This window comes from Xanthomonas campestris pv. asclepiadis, assembly GCF_020784175.1.
Lineage (GTDB): Bacteria > Pseudomonadota > Gammaproteobacteria > Xanthomonadales > Xanthomonadaceae > Xanthomonas > Xanthomonas campestris_D.
Genome location: NZ_JAJGQM010000070.1, coordinates 1 through 16,247, shown reverse-complemented (window position 1 = coordinate 16,247; position 16,247 = coordinate 1). Strand labels below are relative to the sequence as shown.

At 64.6% G+C, this 16,247-nt stretch carries 18 protein-coding genes, 1 tRNA gene and 2 pseudogenes; 14 read left to right on the top strand and 7 right to left on the bottom strand.

Going from position 1 to position 16,247, the window contains the following annotated elements; all coding sequences use genetic code 11:
* The 12 genes and pseudogenes from LL972_RS20415 to LL972_RS20360 form a co-directional block, all read left to right on the top strand.
* Positions 1 to 281 (top strand): annotated as a pseudogene (locus LL972_RS20415) (hypothetical protein); the annotation flags it as partial.
* Positions 278 to 544, top strand: a complete 267-nt coding sequence (locus tag LL972_RS20410) for a hypothetical protein (protein WP_228329147.1) — start codon at positions 278 to 280, stop codon at positions 542 to 544. The pseudogene LL972_RS20415 and the gene LL972_RS20410, both read left to right, overlap by 4 nt.
* A gap of 108 nt (positions 545 to 652) precedes the next feature.
* Positions 653 to 904 (top strand): hypothetical protein, encoded by a 252-nt coding sequence (locus tag LL972_RS20405; RefSeq protein WP_228329146.1) that lies wholly within the window; start codon positions 653 to 655, stop codon positions 902 to 904.
* A complete protein-coding gene (locus tag LL972_RS20400) occupies positions 901 to 1,065 on the top strand; it encodes a hypothetical protein (RefSeq protein WP_228329145.1) in 165 nt (54 codons plus the stop codon). Before LL972_RS20405 ends, LL972_RS20400 begins: the two co-directional genes overlap by 4 nt.
* 36 nt (positions 1,066 to 1,101) lie before the next feature.
* Positions 1,102 to 2,817, top strand: a complete 1,716-nt coding sequence (locus LL972_RS20395) for a DNA cytosine methyltransferase (protein ID WP_228329144.1) — start codon at positions 1,102 to 1,104, stop codon at positions 2,815 to 2,817.
* Positions 2,814 to 3,896 (top strand): DNA-methyltransferase, encoded by a 1,083-nt coding sequence (locus tag LL972_RS20390; RefSeq protein ID WP_228329143.1) that lies wholly within the window; start codon positions 2,814 to 2,816, stop codon positions 3,894 to 3,896. Before LL972_RS20395 ends, LL972_RS20390 begins: the two co-directional genes overlap by 4 nt.
* Positions 3,865 to 4,137: a hypothetical protein gene (locus LL972_RS20385; protein ID WP_228329142.1), complete on the top strand. Its 273-nt coding sequence runs from the start codon at positions 3,865 to 3,867 to the stop codon at positions 4,135 to 4,137. Before LL972_RS20390 ends, LL972_RS20385 begins: the two co-directional genes overlap by 32 nt.
* Before the next feature lie 2 nt (positions 4,138 to 4,139).
* Positions 4,140 to 5,048 (top strand): recombination-associated protein RdgC, encoded by a 909-nt coding sequence (locus tag LL972_RS20380; RefSeq protein ID WP_228329141.1) that lies wholly within the window; start codon positions 4,140 to 4,142, stop codon positions 5,046 to 5,048.
* Between the two features lie 81 nt (positions 5,049 to 5,129).
* On the top strand, positions 5,130 to 6,677 hold the full coding sequence (locus tag LL972_RS20375) for a hypothetical protein (RefSeq protein WP_228329140.1): 1,548 nt from the start codon (positions 5,130 to 5,132) through the stop codon (positions 6,675 to 6,677).
* The gene (locus LL972_RS20370; RefSeq protein ID WP_228329139.1) at positions 6,677 to 6,871 is read left to right on the top strand and encodes a hypothetical protein; all 195 of its coding nucleotides are present in this window, start codon (positions 6,677 to 6,679) and stop codon (positions 6,869 to 6,871) included. Before LL972_RS20375 ends, LL972_RS20370 begins: the two co-directional genes overlap by 1 nt.
* Positions 6,864 to 7,220, top strand: coding sequence for a hypothetical protein (locus tag LL972_RS20365; protein WP_228329138.1), 357 nt, complete (start codon positions 6,864 to 6,866; stop codon positions 7,218 to 7,220). The genes LL972_RS20370 and LL972_RS20365 overlap by 8 nt, the downstream gene beginning before the upstream one ends.
* Positions 7,213 to 7,437: a helix-turn-helix transcriptional regulator gene (locus tag LL972_RS20360; protein WP_115530211.1), complete on the top strand. Its 225-nt coding sequence runs from the start codon at positions 7,213 to 7,215 to the stop codon at positions 7,435 to 7,437. Before LL972_RS20365 ends, LL972_RS20360 begins: the two co-directional genes overlap by 8 nt.
* A 44-nt stretch (positions 7,438 to 7,481) precedes the next feature.
* On the opposite strand, the gene LL972_RS20355 is transcribed toward LL972_RS20360, so the two are convergent.
* The 6 genes from LL972_RS20355 to lexA all read right to left on the bottom strand — a co-directional run bounded on the left by LL972_RS20355 (position 7,482) and on the right by lexA (position 13,373).
* Positions 7,482 to 7,574: transfer RNA gene (locus tag LL972_RS20355), tRNA-Ser, on the bottom strand.
* An 83-nt stretch (positions 7,575 to 7,657) separates the two neighbouring features.
* On the bottom strand, positions 7,658 to 7,870 hold the full coding sequence (gene csrA / locus LL972_RS20350; protein ID WP_003481884.1) for a carbon storage regulator CsrA: 213 nt from the start codon (positions 7,868 to 7,870) through the stop codon (positions 7,658 to 7,660).
* 138 nt (positions 7,871 to 8,008) lie between these two features.
* A complete protein-coding gene (alaS, locus tag LL972_RS20345; protein ID WP_228329137.1) occupies positions 8,009 to 10,657 on the bottom strand; it encodes an alanine--tRNA ligase in 2,649 nt (882 codons plus the stop codon).
* A gap of 101 nt (positions 10,658 to 10,758) precedes the next feature.
* Positions 10,759 to 11,247 (bottom strand): recombination regulator RecX, encoded by a 489-nt coding sequence (recX, locus tag LL972_RS20340; protein ID WP_228329136.1) that lies wholly within the window; start codon positions 11,245 to 11,247, stop codon positions 10,759 to 10,761.
* 274 nt (positions 11,248 to 11,521) lie between these two features.
* Positions 11,522 to 12,556: a recombinase RecA gene (gene recA, locus LL972_RS20335; protein ID WP_104532297.1), complete on the bottom strand. Its 1,035-nt coding sequence runs from the start codon at positions 12,554 to 12,556 to the stop codon at positions 11,522 to 11,524.
* Positions 12,557 to 12,728: 172 nt separating this feature from the next.
* Entirely contained in the window at positions 12,729 to 13,373 is a 645-nt protein-coding gene (gene lexA / locus LL972_RS20330) for a transcriptional repressor LexA (protein WP_228329133.1), read from the bottom strand.
* 713 nt (positions 13,374 to 14,086) lie between these two features.
* Between lexA and LL972_RS20325 the strand changes: the two genes are divergently transcribed.
* Positions 14,087 to 14,371, top strand: coding sequence for a hypothetical protein (locus LL972_RS20325; RefSeq protein ID WP_057679068.1), 285 nt, complete (start codon positions 14,087 to 14,089; stop codon positions 14,369 to 14,371).
* Positions 14,372 to 14,435: 64 nt separating this feature from the next.
* Entirely contained in the window at positions 14,436 to 15,686 is a 1,251-nt protein-coding gene (xopAP, locus tag LL972_RS20320) for a XopAP family type III secretion system effector (RefSeq protein WP_228329132.1), read from the top strand.
* A 147-nt stretch (positions 15,687 to 15,833) separates the two neighbouring features.
* Here xopAP and LL972_RS20315 read toward each other — a convergent pair.
* Positions 15,834 to 16,247: pseudogene (locus tag LL972_RS20315) on the bottom strand (hypothetical protein); the annotation flags it as partial.

Sequence of the window (16,247 nt, the reverse complement as noted above, 5' to 3'; positions counted from 1 at the left end):
GCCCGCCGAGTTCCGTGATCAACATCAACCGCAGACCTCTAGTTTTGGCTGGCATTGAATTAGGGGGAGTCGACACTGCGCTCACCGGTGGCGACTTCACCCCGCGCCGCTGGCAGGAAGCACTCGACGCCGTAGACGCGGTCGGCTCCGGCGACTACGCCCTGCCAGACTCCTGCGCCCGCGCCAACGCGGTGATGCCGGCCGATGCCGCTGCCTTCCCGGCCACCGCGCACGCGCAGTGCGTCATGCACGGCCTGGCCTTCGTCGAGGTGCAGCCGTGAGCGTGTCCGTCGATGTGCTGTCGGTGCTGGATCAGGCAATCCAGCGTGCGACCGATGCCGGCCAGGCCACCATCGCTCAGATCGCCGCACGCGCAGCGGTGACCGACCTGTTCGAGAAAGGCCGCCAGCTCTCCGCCGACCTTGAGCACGCCATCGCGATCGCCAACGTCAGCAGCCCCGAAGCCGTGCACGTCCGCCACCCCATCCGCGTGGCGATCGACCAGTTCGATGAGGCGCTGCGCGCCGCCGGCGGTGCTGCATGAGCCGCCAGTCCTACCGCCACACGGTGAAGGGCTTCCACTACGACGTGGACCTGCGCTGGGACGCCACCAGCAACAGCTGGCTGCTGCAGTCGCTCGTGCGTGCCGTCCGTGTCGATCGTCATCGGCCGCACCCACGGTATCGACTTCGTGGCGCCCGAACCGGACGTCGCCAAGGGCTATTACATCTACGTGCGCGGCGCCTTCATCGACCTGCCGGAAGAAAGCTGGCGCGAGCTGAAGTGCTGGTATGAGGCGATCGCCGATGCAGTCGCACCGGTGCTTCCGGCGGAAGACCTGCCGCGCAACCTCCCGCCGATCGCGCCGCCGCTGGCGCCCTACGCACAGCGTGCGTGCGCATGAGCACCACGCAGACCCCGGCACAGCGCGCGGCGATTGAGCGCGCCAAGAGGCCCCGCGCCCATCCGTGGCGCATCTGGCAAGGCACCGCCAGCCAGGAGCGCGCCGTCGCGCGCCGCGCCGAAACCATCGTCCCCTACACCACCAGGTTGATCACGAAGTGAGCGCCTTCCACTCCACCGCACAGGACGCACGCACCCATGGCTGACGGCTCGCACTCCTTCAACTTCCCCGTTGCGCAGGTCTCGTGCCTGCGCCCCGGTGAGATCGTGGTCGATCTGTTCGCCGGCGGCGGCGGCGCCAGCGAGGCGCTGAAGCAGGCGCTGGGCGTCGACCCGGCGCTGGCCTACAACCACGATGAGTGGGCGATCGGCATGCATGCGGCCAACCATCCGCTGACGATCCACCACCGTGAGGACATCTGGCACGCCGACCCGCGCAAAGACGTGGCCGGCCGCCCGGTGGGCTGGTTCCATGCCTCGCCGGACTGCACGCACTTCAGCCAGGCCAAGGGCGGCCAGCCGCGCAGCCGCAAAACGCGCGCCCTGTCGTGGGTCGTGCTGAAGTGGGTCGGCCAACTCGGCCGCGCCGGCAACGCACCGCGCATCGTGTCGCTGGAAAACGTGTGGCAGATCCTCACCTGGGGTCCGCTGGTGGCCAAGCGCTGCAAGGCGACCGGCCGCGTGCTGAAGATGGACGGCACCGTTGCGGCGCGCGGCGAGCGAGTGCCGGTAGCGAATCAGCAGCTGGTGCCGGACAAGCGCCACAGCGGCCGCACCTGGCGCCAGTTCGTCGCGGCGCTGGAGTCGAAGGGCTACCGCGTAGAGTGGCGCAAGCTGACCGCCAGCGATTACGGCGCCGGCACGAGCCGTGAGCGGCTGTTCCTGATCGCGCGCCGCGATGGTGAGCCGATCGTGTGGCCAGCCCCGACGCACGGCACCGCGCCCGGGCAGCAGCCGCGCGTGCGCGCCGCTGACTGTCTGGACTTCTCCCTGCCCTGCCCGTCGATCTTCACCCGCAAGCGGCCGCTGGCTGACGCCACGCTGCGCCGCATCGCCAAAGGCGTGATGCGTCACGTGCTGCAGTCGGCCGATCCTTTCATCGTGCCGGCCACGCACCAGGGCTCCGACCGCGTCAACGACGTGCAGGCGCCGCGCGCACTGGACCTGCAGCAGCCTCTCGGTACTGTCGTTGCCGGCGGCGTGAAACATGCGGTCGCCGCAGTTCACCTCACCGCAATGGCGCAGAACGTGGTCGGAAATGACGTGCGGCAGCCGCTTCCGACCGTCCTGGCCGGCGCTACGCGTTTCGGGGTTGTATCGGCGTTCCTCGAGCAGGCGAACGGCGGATTCTACGAAGGCGGCGGCCGCGATGCGCGTGAGCCGATGAGCACCATCACCGCGACCGGAAGCCAGCAGCAGCTCGCGACCGCGCACGTGGTGACGATGCGCAACAACACCCACGGGCAGGCAGCAGACGAGCCGCTGGGCACCGTGTGCGCCAGCACCGTGCACCACGGGATGATCGAGTGCACGCTCAGCGCCGAGCAGCACGCAGGCGCTCTGCAGGTCGCTGCGTTCCTGGTGAAGTACTACGGCACCGGCATCGGCGTGGATCTGCGCGAACCGCTGGATACCGCGACGACGCGCGATCGCATGGCGCTGGTCACGGTAACGATCCAGGGTACGCCCTACGTCATCGTCGATATCGGCCTGCGCATGCTCAAGCCGCACGAGCTGTTCCGCGCGCAGGGCTTCCCCGCCACCTACCGGATCACGCACACCGCCGACGGGCGCGCCATCAGCACCAGCGCGGCGGTGCGCATGTGCGGCAACTCCGTCAGCCCGCCGCCGCTGGTCGCGCTGGCGCGGGCGAACCTCGACACGAAGCCGCTGCCGCTGCAGGTGGCCGCATGATCCACGTCGGCGACTGCCTCAGCATCCTGCCCACCCTGTCCAAGGCCTCGGCGCAGACCTGCATCACCAGCCCGCCCTACTACGGCCTGCGCGACTACGGCATGGCGGGGCAGATCGGCCTGGAGGAAACGCCGGCGGCCTACGTCGCGCGCCTGGTTGCGGTGTTCGCTGAAGTGCATCGCGTGCTGCGCGATGACGGCACGCTTTGGCTCAACCTGGGCGACAGCTATGCAAGCAAGCCGAACGGCAGTATCGGGGCCACCGGACTGCAAGGCGGACTGTCTCCACACGTCTCGGTTCGCCAAGCCCATGCACGCCGCTCCTCGCGCGTCCCAGCAGGCCTGAAGCACAAAGATCTCGTCGGCATCCCGTGGCGCGTTGCATTTGCGCTGCAGGAGGCCGGCTGGTATCTGCGGCAGGACATCATCTGGGCGAAGCCCAACCCGATGCCGGAGAGCGTCGGCGACCGCTGCACGAAGGCGCACGAATACCTGTTCCTGCTGAGCAAGTCGCCGCGCTACTACTTCGACCAGGGCGCGATCCGCGAACAGGCCGCCGCCAGCAGCGTGGCCCGCTGGGCGCAGGACCTGGACCAGCAGGCCGGCAGCGACCGTGTACCAGGCAAGTCCAACGGCACCATGAAGGCCGTCGGCGGCCGCAGTCAGCGCGACACCATCGCTCGCGCAGGCGCCGTTGCCGAGCACGTGCTGCCTGGCCAGCAGGCCGCCCAACATCGTGCGGACCGCCCGGAGGCCACATTCGACACCGAGACGCGGAACAAGCGCAGCGTGTGGACGGTGGCCACCAAGCCATTCCGCGAAGCGCACTTCGCCACCTTCCCGGAGCAGCTGATCGAGCCGTGCGTTCTGGCCGGCGCGCCCGCTGGCGGCGTGGTGCTCGATCCCTTCATGGGCGCCGGTACGACCGCAGTGGTCGCCGAGCGGCTGGGCCGGCAATGGTTGGGCGTCGAGCTCAACCCAGCCTATGCCGACATCGCCCAGGAGCGCCTGCGCGGCATCAGTGCCGGCCTGCCGCTGGGGGAGTCGCATGACTATCGCCCTCCTCGGCCGCGGCCTTGACGCCATCGTGCAGCACGACCTCGCCGGCATGGCGCCGGACATCACCGCCGCGGCGCGCCTCCAGCGCTACGAAAGCGCCCGCCAGCTGCGCCGCGCCACCCAGTCGCCCGAAGCCCGCGAAATCGAACAGCTCCGCGAGCAGTTCGGCCGCCACTACCAGACCGCCTGGCGCAACGGCCAGCGCCCAGACCTCTCACAGCTGCCGCAGCACTTCGCGGCGTTCCACACCGACACGGAGTGACCATGTTCTTTCGCAACCTCACCATGTTCCGCTTCCCCGCCTCCCTCGACCTGTCCGCCGTCGAGGAGCTGCTGCCGCAGTGCGCCCTCAAGCCCGTCGGCCCGCTGGAGATGGCCTCGCGCGGCTTCGTCTCGCCCTTCGGCCGCGAGGAGACCGAGCAGCTGTCACACCGGATCGGCGACTTCCTGTGGCTGGCCGTCGGCGGCCAGGACAAGATGCTGCCCGGCGCCGTCATCAACGACGCGCTCGAGCAGAAGTGCGCCGACATCGAGAAGAAGGAAGGCCGGCGCCCGGGCGGCAAAGCGCGCAAGCGCCTCAAGGACGACATCATCCACGAGCTGCTGCCCAAGGCCTTCGTGCGCAACTCGCGCACCGACGTGATCCTCGACCTGGAACACGGCGTGGCCATCGTCGACACATCCAGCCGCAAGGTCGGCGAAAGCGTGGTGTCGGAGATCCGCGGCATGCTCGGCAGCTTCCCGGCCCTGCCCCTCAACGCCGAGGTCGCGCCGCGCGCCGTGCTCACCGGCTGGATTGCCGGCGAGCCGCTGCCGGAATCGCTGAGCATCGGCGAGGAGGCCGAGCTGCGCGACCCGATCGAGGGCGGCGCCATCGTGAAGTGCCAGCACCAGGAGCTGCGCGGCGACGAGATCGAGAAGCACCTGGAGGCCGGCAAGCAGGTCACCAAGCTGGCGCTGGTGCTGGACGACAACCAGTCGTTCGTCCTGGGCGAGGATCTGGTGGTGCGCAAATTCAAGCTGCTGGACGGCGCCATAGATCAACTGGAGACCGCAGAGGGCGATGGCGCGCGCGCCGAGCTTGATGCTCGCTTCGCGCTGCAGTCGGCCGAGATGCGCCGCCTGTTCCTGGTGCTCGAACAGGCGCTGCGCCTGTCGAAGGTGGAGGGCTGAGCCATGTCGATGGAAATCAAATGCACCTGCCCGTCGGGCGACGGCTCTCTCCGCTGGCCTTGCCCTGCCCATCCCTCACCTATGGCACAGCTGCACCAGCACCTGCTCGATATGCTCGGCGCCAAGGATCACGTCGACGCCGGCCGGATCATTGGCAAGCTGCACGCGGCGGCCCTGAACGAACAATCCGGCAATTCCGGACAGTTGCAGGCCGAGCAGCGTGGCGCGGGGGAAGTGCTGGACGTGCGGGCGGCCTATGCCATCGCTACCCGCTGGCGCAAACAGGCAAGCGAGCACAAAGCTGGCCGGGCCGTTCTGATTCGTTGCGCGGAGGAACTTGAAGCCGCCCTCGCCGCCCGCCAGCCGGTGGGGCAGGAGCCGCGCCGGCTGCGGTCCGCAGAAGATCGTTTCGAACAGTTCGTGCGGGCCGAGATTGCCCGCAGCCCGAATGCTCTCCGTGAGCTGGGGGAGTACTTGGGGCGCGTGCTAGATGAAGACGAATTCTCGGCCGCCAATCGCCTGTTGCTACAGATTGCCACCGAGCACACTACCCCGCCCGCGCCGGTGAACGTGCCCTACTCGCTTGATGCGGATCCAGCAGGCATCCGCTCCCGAGTTGCCGACTGCATCGCCGGCACCATAATGGTTGGCGCGCAGAACCACACTCCACCGCCTGCAGATCACTGGCTTGCGCCGTTCTGGGAAATGGCGCGGGCTGAGGCGGTGAAGCACCCAGCGCCTGCTACTCCGGCCGGGCATGATCGGATGGCGATCAAGCTGCTGGTGGCGGCCGGTTTCGTAGCCGAGGAAAAAGCCAACGAGTCGCTGCGAATCGCGCACGGCTTCGGTGGTGATCTGGGACAGCCCGCGCCTGCTGCTGTGCCGGTGGATGTGCTCCGCGATGCCGACGAAGACGAATACGTCATTGATCGCTTGGCGCATCTTCTTGCAGAGATAGCTGTGATCGTTAACGGCCCTGAGCCTGCAGGCGCTCGCTGGAGCTACCACGACTTGCCGGAAAAAGTGCGCGCCCTCGCCGCCCGCCAGCCCGTGGGGCATGAGCCGGCTATTTTTGTCAGTCCGGAGCAGCTGGAAGTGCACGCCGATCCGATGCGCGGAGAGGGTGGGCACTATCTGCCTGCGCGCAAGTCGGTGGCCGGCAAATTCACACAGCCGCTCTACACCGCCCCGCCCGCGCCTGCTGCTGTGCCGGTGGAGTTTATTGGTGTGTCCGAACAGATCAGCGCCGGCAACGGATTCTGGCGCGCATGCAGCGGCTGCCATGAATTGAACGAAGGCGTGGAGACAGGACCGTATAGCGCGGGGCTTCGTTGCTACCTTGGGACCGGTTGCGTCGAATGCGGTGGCATCGGCGCCATATGGGACAACACCGACTATGAGCTCATGGCGGACGAAGAGGCAGCAGCCCTCGCCATCCACCCCCAGCCGGCAGCGGCGAAGGACTTGGCAGCCATGCGCCCACGAATCGAGGCCGCGATCAACCGCATCGTGTCCGGACATGGATGCATGCGAGTTCCCGCCGAGGAGACCGATCCCGACCTGGTCCTGGCAGATGTGCTGCAGATCATCGACCAGCAGGCAAAGCCGGCAGGCGAGGTGCAGCCGTGATGCGCAAGCTCAACGCGCCGATCGCCCTCATCGCTCTCTACTGGTGGGGACTGGAGACCAGCTACTTCGGCTGGAACGCGACTCCCGGTAGCACTACCGAGCTGTTCGCCGATGGCTTGGCGCTCGTGCTGTTGGCGGCTGCCTTCGCGTTCCCCCAGCGCGCGGCGGTGCAGATCGAGGTGCGGAATGGCTGACGGCTCCCGCTCTCTGCCCCGGCAGCCACGCAACAACGGGCTTGCCGTTGGCGGCCGGCCCATCCGCGTGCCGGTCGGCAAGGCCACCGTGCGCCAGGTGCTGAAGCGCCACCTCCTCGAGGAGGGCAAGCGCATCCAGGACCTGGCCGAGCCGTGGCAGTGCTGCGTGCAGAACGTCTACGACCGCCTGTCGCGCGGGCGTGTGCTGGCGCCGGCCCATATCGATGCCGCGATCGCGTTCCTGCGCCTGGACGAATTCGACGCGGCCGAGCTGCGCCTGCTCGGCGCGCGCGAGGCCGGCTGGAACATCGACACGAAGTACCTGCTGAAGGAGACACCCGATGCCTGACACCGAGACTGAGCTGCGCCTATTACCGATCAAGGACGTGCGCGCCAAGGTGGGCCTTAGCCCGGCGACGATCTACCGCCAGATGCAGGCCGGCAAGTTCCCCAAGCCGCACAAGGTGTGCTCGCGGTCGCTATGGCTGTCCACACAGCTGGACGCCTGGATCATCGAACAGACCGGATCGCAGAGTGTGGGGCAGAACATGGGGCACGCCGGCTGAGAAACGAAAAAAGCCCCGTTTTACGGGGGCTTTCTTCTTGACATTGGCGGAGCGAGAGGGATTCGAACCCTCGATAGAGCTTTTGACCCTATACTCCCTTAGCAGGGGAGCCCCTTCAGCCGCTCGGGCATCGCTCCAGTTTTTGCGTCCTGCCGCGGTGTCCGTTGCAGGCCGCGAAGAATACCGGGTAAGAGGGGCTAACGTAAACCCTTTATGACGATCAATTCGAAGAATCGTCACCGTGATGCGCACCGGAAGCGACCGGCTCATCCCCACGCTGGATCCGCTGATAGATTTCTTCGCGGTGTACAGCAACATCTTTCGGTGCGGTGATGCCGATACGCACCTGATTACCCTTGACGCCGAGTACGGTCACAGTGACCGAGTCGCCGATCATCAAGGTTTCGCCTACCCGGCGAGTGAGGATCAACATTTTGCAAATCTCCTGGGACCGGTGGGTTTCCCACCAGCATCGGCGGCCTACTGACGAGGCGCGCCCTAGGTAAAGGGAATAGACCAGAAATGGTAGCGGGACACCCTGCCAACCAGCAAGGCATACCAGGACAAGTGTTCAGCCCAAGTGTTGCTTGACCCAGGAGGGCACGCCTTCCAGCGCGGTCGCAAGGGCGGGACCATCCTCGCCACCACCCTGGGCGAGATCCGGACGACCGCCGCCCTTGCCCCCGATCTGACTGGCAATATGCCCGAGGAGTTCCCCTGCCTTCACCTTGCCAGTTGGGCTGCCGTTCACGCCGGCCACCAGCGCAACCTTGCCGCCAGCAGCACCTGCCAACACGATGACCGAATCGCCCAACTGCTGCTTGAGACGGTCCATCGCATCGCGCAACGCCTTGGCGTCGAAGCCCTCCAGACGCACGGCGACCACCTTGACGCCTGCCACATCGACAGCGCTGGAACCCAGGTCTGCGGTGGCTCCGGAGGCCAGCTTGGCCTTGAGCGACTCCAGCTCACGCTCAAGCCGCTTCTGACGCTCGGTGAGCGCGCGAACCTTGTCGACCACCTCGGTGGCGTTGCCACCGAGCAGGCTGGCCGCTTCGAACAGACGCCGTTCTTCATCGGCGACATGGTCCAACGCGCCTTGCCCGGTTACCGCTTCGATGCGCCGCACGCCCGAAGACACACCGCCTTCGGAGGTGATCTTGAACAAGCCGATGTCGCCGGTGCGGGTGACGTGAGTGCCACCGCAGAGCTCGGTGGAATAGCCGCCCATCTTCAGCACGCGCACGTTCTCGCCGTACTTTTCGCCGAATAAGGCCATCGCGCCGAAATCCAGCGCTTCCTGCATGGCCATGTTGTGCACTTCAACGCTGTGGTTGGTGCGCACCTCTGCGTTGACCTTGCGTTCGATCACGGCGAGCTCTTCGGGAGTGATCGGCTGGAAGTGGGAGAAGTCGAACCGCAAGCGGTCCGGCGCAACCAGCGAGCCCTTCTGCTGCACATGCGTGCCCAGCACCTCGCGCAGGGCCGCATGCAGCAGATGCGTGGCCGAGTGGTTGAGGATGGTCTTGCCGCGACGCTGCACGTCGATGCCGCCTGCCAGCACATCCCCCACTGCCAGCGCACCTTCGGTGATGCGCCCCACATGGCCATGGAACTGGCCGGCAAACTTCTGCGTGTCGGCGATCTCGATGGAGACATCGCTACCGCTCAACTGGCCGCTATCGCCGACCTGGCCACCGGATTCGGCATAGAACGGCGTGCGGTCAGTGAACACGATGACCTCGTCGCCGGCCTCCGCACGTTCGACCGGCCGGCCCTGCTTGAGCAACGCCACCACCTTGAGCGCATCGGCGTCGTAGGCTTCATAGCCCAGAAACACCGTCGGCGACATGGTGGCGACCAGATCGGCCGGCAATGCGACGCCGCCACCGAACTTGCCGGCGGCACGCGCGGTCTCGCGCTGACGCTCCATGGCGAACTCGAAGCCCTCCATGTCCACGCGCAAGCCACGCTCGCGTGCGATGTCGGAGGTCAGATCGACCGGGAACCCGTAGGTATCGAAAAGGCGGAACGCATCGGCGCCGGGAATCACTTCCTGCGAGCGCGCGGCGACGTCGTCGAAGATCTTCATGCCGGCATCCAGCGTCTCGGCAAAACGCTCTTCTTCGGCCAGCAGTGCGCGCGCGACGGTCTCCCGCGCGACCATCAGTTCGGGATAGGCCTCGCCCATCAGCTCGACCAGGGTCGGCACCATCTTGCTGAAGAACGGCTGGCGTACCCCCAGCATCCAGCCGTGCCGCAGCGCACGCCGGATGATCCGGCGCAGCACATAACCACGGCCTTCATTGGACGGCAGCACGCCATCGACGATCAGGAACGAACAGGCGCGGATGTGATCGGCGATCACCCGCAGCGACTTGTTCTCCAGATCGGCGACCCCGGTCAGCGCACTGGCCTTGCCAATCAAGGCCTGGAACAGATCGATCTCGTAGTTGGTATGCACGTGCTGCAGGATCGCAGCCAGACGCTCCAGGCCCATGCCGGTGTCAACGCACGGCGCCGGCAACGGCACCAGGGTGCCGTCGGGCTGGCGGTCGAACTGCATGAACACCAGGTTCCAGATCTCGATGAAGCGGTCGCCATCCTCATCCGGCGAGCCGGGCGGACCACCGGCGATGTGATCGCCATGGTCGAAGAAGATCTCGGTGCATGGGCCGCACGGGCCGGTATCGGCCATCTGCCAGAAGTTGTCCGACGCGTACGGCGCACCCTTGTTGTCGCCGATGCGCACGATGCGGCTTTCCGGAATGCCGATCATGTCGCGCCACAGCGCGAAGGCTTCTTCGTCGGTGTGGTAGACGGTTACCAGCAGCCGCTCGGCCGGCAGCTTCCAGACCTGGGTCAGCAGCTCCCAGGCCCAGCTGATGGCGTCCTTCTTGAAGTAATCGCCGAACGACCAGTTGCCCAGCATCTCGAAGAAGGTGTGATGCCGCGCGGTGTAGCCCACCGAATCCAGATCATTGTGCTTGCCGCCGGCACGCAGGCAGCGCTGCACGTCGGCCGCGCGCACGTAGCTGCGCTTCTCCGCGCCAAGGAAGACGTCCTTGAACTGGACCATGCCGGAGTTGGTGAACAGCAAGGTCGGGTCGTTGCCCGGCACCAGCGGCGCGGATGGCACGATGGTGTGGCCTTTCCCCTCGAAAAACGCGAGGAAGTCACTGCGGATCTGGGAAGTACTGAATTTGGCGGGTGCGTTCATGTGCTGGCATTGGGCGGGCGGCAGTCCCGGTCACCCAATGAGATGTGGGCGCAGATGAGCGGAACAACCTGAAACCACGAAGGGTAGCAGGCCTGACGCCCTCAGTCCTCAAGGTCGAAGCGCGTGGCGCTACGAATGCTGTTGCCATCAAAACCACGCCGGGCCAGCAGATCGGCGGCCTTGCGCCGTTGCGGCAGATCGGTAGGGCCCTGGTCGCCAAAGCGACGGCGGATCAGATCGCGCGCGTTTTCGGTCCAGTCGCCTTCAAATGTCGCCATTGCGGCGCTGATGGCATCGCTGTCCAGGCCATGGGTCCCGAGCTCGGCGCGGATATGCAGCGGACCGTAGCCCGAGCCTGCACGATTGCGCACGACCGAGGCCGCAAACCGGGTGTCCTCCTGCCAACCTTCGTCAGCCAGGCGCTCTACGGCCGCCTGCGCGGCGTCCGGCTCGATACCGCGTGCCAGCAGCTTGCGGTTCAATTCCTTGCGCGAATGCTCGCGCCGCACCAGCAATCCCAGTGCACGTTGGACCGGGGTCTGTTCCTTGAACCGGCGTCCCCGCTTTGGCGCGGGCTGTTGCTCGTCCATCGTGGGTGTCCCGAGTAACAAAATCACATGCTGCATCAATGCGCCGTCCGTGGCGCCTGCCCTCCTGGCCTTCGATAGATCTACCGCGGGAAGCGACGGCACTGACTCCGCCGTCCCCGCGATAGAAAACTTGCCGCCGCCATCAGCTCGGCCGCTCTGCCATCAGGCGAGCGCGGCCAGCAGGCGGAACCGGGGATGGCCACTCGGGCGTCCCGGTTCGCGCTTGTCGCCGGCACCTGCCTGATCACGGCTCAGCTCGCACTGCGGGCTGCCGTTATTCCTTCTCGACGTCGTCGCCGGCTTCGCGCGGCGCCTCGGCCGGCTGGAACTTCTCGCGCAGTTCGCCTTCCAGCCGTGCCGCGACTTGCGGGTTGTCGCGCAGATAGGTGCGGGCATTGTCCTTGCCCTGCCCGATGCGCTCTTCGCCGTAGCTGTACCAGGCGCCGGCTTTCTCGACCAACTTGGCTTCCACGCCCATGTCGATCAGCTCACCTTCGCGGCTAATGCCTTCGCCGTAGAGGATTTCGGTCACGACCTGCTTGAACGGAGGTGCCAGCTTGTTCTTGACCACCTTGATCTTGGTCTGATTGCCGATGATTTCGTCGCCCTTCTTGATCGCGCCGATACGACGGATATCCAGACGGACCGATGCGTAGAACTTCAGCGCGTTGCCGCCGGTGGTCACTTCCGGGCTCTGGCCCGGCATCATCACGCCGATCTTGTGGCGCAACTGGTTGATGAAGACCACCAGCGTGTTGGAACGCTTGATGTTGCCGGTCAGCTTGCGCAGCGCCTGGCTCATCAGACGGGCCTGCAGACCCGGCAACTGATCACCCATTTCGCCTTCGATTTCCGCCTTCGGAGTCAGCGCGGCGACCGAGTCGACCACCACGATATCCACCGAACTGGAACGCACCAGCATGTCGGCAATTTCCAGTGCCTGCTCGCCGGTGTCCGGCTGCGACAGCAGCAGGTCGTCGACATTGACGCCCAGCTTGGCGGCATAGATCGGATCCAGCGCATGCTCGGCATCGATGAAGGCAGCGGTGCCGCCCTTCTTCTGGCATTCGGCAATCGCCTGCAGGGTCAGGGTGGTCTTGCCCGACGACTCCGGACCATAGATTTCGACAACACGGCCCTTGGGCAGGCCGCCGATCCCCAGTGCGATGTCCAACATCAGCGAGCCGGTCGGAATGACTTCGACGGCCTCGATCACACGGTCGCCCATGCGCATCACCGAGCCCTTGCCGAATTGCTTTTCGATCTGGCTCAGTGCGGCGGAAAGGGCGCGCTTCTTGTTCTCATCCATCTGGGTGATCCTTGTCAGTGATTTCGGTGTAGGGCTAATGTAACGGCGGTGTATCGCACAGGCTGAGACTGGCTGCGACACACTCAGATTAGAGCGGTGGCCATGGCGATGGCAGCGGAAAATCCTGTGGTACCGGCTCGGGATAACGCCAGTGCTGCCATCGGCGCAGTGCTCAACGATTCGGCCTCAACAGCCCGCAGTACAGGCCCTCGATCGCGAAATCCTGGTCCGGCAACACTTCGATCGGCGCGTAGTCCGGGTTGCGTGGCAGCAAGCGGATGCGGTCCTTGCCGATCTTCAACAATTTGACCGTGATCTCCTCATCGATCCGCGCCACCACGATCTGGCCCGATCGCGCGTCGCGGGTGCGGTGCACCCCGATCAGGTCGCCGTTGAAGATGCCTTCGTCGCGCATCGAGTCGCCCTGCACCTTGAGCAGATAGTCCGGGGACGGCGAGAAGAACACCCGGTCCAGCACCACGAAGTCGTCCGAGCCGATATCCGCGCCGATCGGAAGGCCTGCCGCCACACGCCCCAGCACCGGCAAGCGCAGGACATCGTCGCGCATCGGCTCGTTTGCGGCAGGCGGTGTACGCGACGGAGCGCCCTGCCCGGCCAGGCGGATGCCGCGAGCCTGCCCTGGAACGCGACGGATCGCACCGGCCTGCTCCAATGCCTCCAGATGGTATTGCGCGCCGCGCACACCCTTGAAGCCGAAGGCGCGCGCGATCTCGGTCTGCGAGGGCGGGACGCCGTCGGCATCGATGCGCTCGGCGATCAAGGCCAGGATTGCTTGCTGGGTATCGGTCAGGTCCATGGTTAGTAGTATTACTACTAACTGACGCCTGCGCAATAGGGGTTCAGCCGACATACGTGTAAAAATGACTCGCAGAATCCAATTTCTTTTTTGAAAACATGAAGTTGCCGGATAAAACGGCGCTTCCATCGCTCATCCACTACCTCGTCCCTTTCGAGGTTCGGCACGCTGCAACTGTCTTGCGGCGACTGTGCGAGACCAGTGGTCGCAGGGTGGGTAATAGACGGATGCCGCCTGCTTCACAGCAGAGCACGCAAGGACTATTCGGCAGTACACGCTGCCGGGATTGAGGGCCGGCAGGAATCTGCGAAAAAATTCTTTACTAACAGCAGGTTATCCCACTTTTGCCTGTTTTTTGCACGAATCCCTGCCAACCCTGTGGTATTCATGGCGACGTCGAATCAGCCTTACGGGTTGATGTGCTGCAGAGGTTCCCTGTGAACTGGGTGTAGCACGCTAGCAATGGCATTGCGAGCAGGGTGTCAGCGCCGACCGCTCAGGTGCGGCTTGGCCGTCCCAACGCCCCGCCACAGGTAGCTGTTAGCTCTCGCAGCCCATCCGGTGCACTGCGCGTAGTGCGCGAAACCCTTCCCGCAGCAGCGAAGCCCAGATGACCCGGTGCGTAGCTGCAGCGCCAAATCAGAAACTCCCGCATCCCGCTTACCGGCGCATATCGACAATCAGAGCGTCATCCCGCATCGCCCAGAGACGCTATGAACGACTACGGTTCTTATCGCTACCTGCCTGCCGATGGTTGGTACGCCACCTATTCAAAAGCTGCCGAGGCCGATGAGCCACGCGTCTTCCAGCGCGTGGCCCTATGGCGGGTGGCCCCGCATGGAACGATCGTTGGGCTGATCTCTTCGCCCGACCATAGCCAGGACGAGAGCGAATCGCAGCTTCTGAGCGCACCGCGCGGTCTAGGCGTCCACTACATCCACATTGATGATCTGACCGCAGAGGAACGCGAGCAGATCCGCCGCAGACGTTTCAGTTGATCGCCTTTGCGAGGTCTAATCCCTGCGGACTCATTTGGAATCTGACGAGATGCGAACTGCTTCAATGTCTTTGCTAAGTCTTCCGCACGCGAAGACTGTCGTCGCCGACGTCGGTGCGCCTATGTCCGTTACCGCTTCCCCCTGTCAGGTGCGCGACAGCGCGGGGGCGTTCGCCGGCCTCAATGCTGCGCCGGTCAAACGCATACGCAAGACGCTGCAGTCGATCGTGGCAAAGGCAGAGCGATCATGTCACATGCCTCTGCTGCAGATAGATGCCCAAACCTCCGATCTCGCCAGTGCGATTGCACAGGTGGATCGTGCATCGGCACAGTCGTCCAGGCAGGATGAGCAATGGGAGATGCACTGCCGTGTTGTCCTCGAATGCATGCGCGCATGCGCGGGCGAATCCTACACAGCCGATCTGGCGACGGTGGCCGACATCGGCGGGCTCCATCTTGATGCGCCGATGTCCACGCCGCGGTTGAAATTGTGGGAGGGTGCGACGGACGACGCTATCGTGGTGGTGCTGGGCTTCTCCGGCACTCGCTTGGATGCGACCAACGATCTGCTGTGCGACATGAGAAGCCAGATCGCCCAGCCGCACGTCAACATATTGGACGAACGCCTTCCCACGTTGGGCAAGGTGGGCGCAGGCTGGCAGGAATGGTGGCACTCCGAAGCTCAGCTGCCGCGCGCCGAAGGAGCCATCATGAAGGACGTGCTGATACGCTACTCGAACCTGGCGCGGGACAGCGGCAAGGCATTATTGATGTCATTGACGGGACATAGCTTGGGCGCGTCAGGGGCCATGGTCGCCGGCTTCGATATCGCGCACTTTCTGCGTGCGGCCGGGGCCAGTGGCAAGGTCAGCGTGTATGCCTTCAACCCGCCACGGCTGGGGCAAGCGGGCATCGTGAGGCGCTACAGGGACAGCCTGACATCGGAGCGCAGCGCATTGCACTTCACGCTGCGCCAGTTCACTCGCACGCTGGATCCGATCCAGTCCATGCCCTTTTTCATGCATCACCCGCACTGGAATCAAGACAGGGCAGCCACTGGCGAGCGCGCCGGCAGCGCCAGCGGCGAGCGCTTCGCGCAATTCGTCACCATTACAGACCAGCCGGCGAGCAGGATCAATGTGGCGGACAACCACGAATTGACGGTGTGGGGCCCTTATTTTCTGTCCAAGATCGAGCAGGCCAAGTTGCAGCTTATCTTCTCTCCCGTGGAGGTCTCAGAACGGACATCCGGAGACTCGCGTCTTTCCCGCAGGCAACTGTTCGTCTCCTTTAAAAATTCTCTAACAGGGTTGTAAGCCGGAAGACGGTCGGCAGGGATTGAGGGTCGGCAGGGATTCGTGTAAAAAACAGCCAAAAGTGAGCTAACCTGCTGTCAGTAAAGAACTTTTCACGAATCCCTGCCGACCCTCAGTAATCCAGCTGACCGGCATTAGCGCACACGACTACAGGCTGGATTTGATAGTTGGACCGGCCGCAGTCGGAGGCTGGAGAAGCTTGGAAGAAAGAAAGAGCTCGATCCCACGCATAATGTCATAGGCATTGAAGTCAAGCAGGCTCAATTCTCGAATTCGACTTCCCTCCCTATTTTTCTCATAAATACAAAGCGAAACGCCTTGGCGGAGCGCCTCACAAACCTTTTCCGCAATCGTTTTTCTTTCACGAAAAGACAGTGCCCAAAGCTTTTTTAGCGTGGCTTCTTTATCGAGCGTGGCATTTTGGCCAAGCCAAGACAATTGACGCTCAAGAAAATCCGAGATTAGTTTTCCATCGTAGCCCTCATGGTAATCCCCCCGCCCATTAGCTGACGCCAGAAGTGGAATTTTCTCGTCCCCTTTCCCGAGGAGGTTCCATGAAGA

Excerpts from the sequence above, each read along its gene's own strand:
- LL972_RS20400 (WP_228329145.1), top strand. The coding sequence starts at position 901 with ATGAGCACCACGCAGACCCCGGCACAGCGCGCGGCGATTGAGCGCGCC.
- LL972_RS20395 (WP_228329144.1), top strand. The coding sequence starts at position 1,102 with ATGGCTGACGGCTCGCACTCCTTCAACTTCCCCGTTGCGCAGGTCTCG.
- LL972_RS20390 (WP_228329143.1), top strand. The coding sequence starts at position 2,814 with ATGATCCACGTCGGCGACTGCCTCAGCATCCTGCCCACCCTGTCCAAG.
- LL972_RS20385 (WP_228329142.1), top strand. The coding sequence starts at position 3,865 with ATGACTATCGCCCTCCTCGGCCGCGGCCTTGACGCCATCGTGCAGCAC.
- LL972_RS20380 (WP_228329141.1), top strand. The coding sequence starts at position 4,140 with ATGTTCTTTCGCAACCTCACCATGTTCCGCTTCCCCGCCTCCCTCGAC.
- LL972_RS20375 (WP_228329140.1), top strand. The coding sequence starts at position 5,130 with ATGGCACAGCTGCACCAGCACCTGCTCGATATGCTCGGCGCCAAGGAT.
- LL972_RS20370 (WP_228329139.1), top strand. The coding sequence starts at position 6,677 with ATGCGCAAGCTCAACGCGCCGATCGCCCTCATCGCTCTCTACTGGTGG.
- LL972_RS20365 (WP_228329138.1), top strand. The coding sequence starts at position 6,864 with ATGGCTGACGGCTCCCGCTCTCTGCCCCGGCAGCCACGCAACAACGGG.
- LL972_RS20360 (WP_115530211.1), top strand. The coding sequence starts at position 7,213 with ATGCCTGACACCGAGACTGAGCTGCGCCTATTACCGATCAAGGACGTG.
- csrA (WP_003481884.1), bottom strand. The coding sequence starts at position 7,870 with ATGTTGATCCTCACTCGCCGGGTAGGCGAAACCTTGATGATCGGCGAC.
- alaS (WP_228329137.1), bottom strand. The coding sequence starts at position 10,657 with ATGAACGCACCCGCCAAATTCAGTACTTCCCAGATCCGCAGTGACTTC.
- recX (WP_228329136.1), bottom strand. The coding sequence starts at position 11,247 with ATGGACGAGCAACAGCCCGCGCCAAAGCGGGGACGCCGGTTCAAGGAA.
- recA (WP_104532297.1), bottom strand. The coding sequence starts at position 12,556 with ATGGATGAGAACAAGAAGCGCGCCCTTTCCGCCGCACTGAGCCAGATC.
- lexA (WP_228329133.1), bottom strand. The coding sequence starts at position 13,373 with ATGGACCTGACCGATACCCAGCAAGCAATCCTGGCCTTGATCGCCGAG.
- LL972_RS20325 (WP_057679068.1), top strand. The coding sequence starts at position 14,087 with ATGAACGACTACGGTTCTTATCGCTACCTGCCTGCCGATGGTTGGTAC.
- xopAP (WP_228329132.1), top strand. The coding sequence starts at position 14,436 with ATGTCTTTGCTAAGTCTTCCGCACGCGAAGACTGTCGTCGCCGACGTC.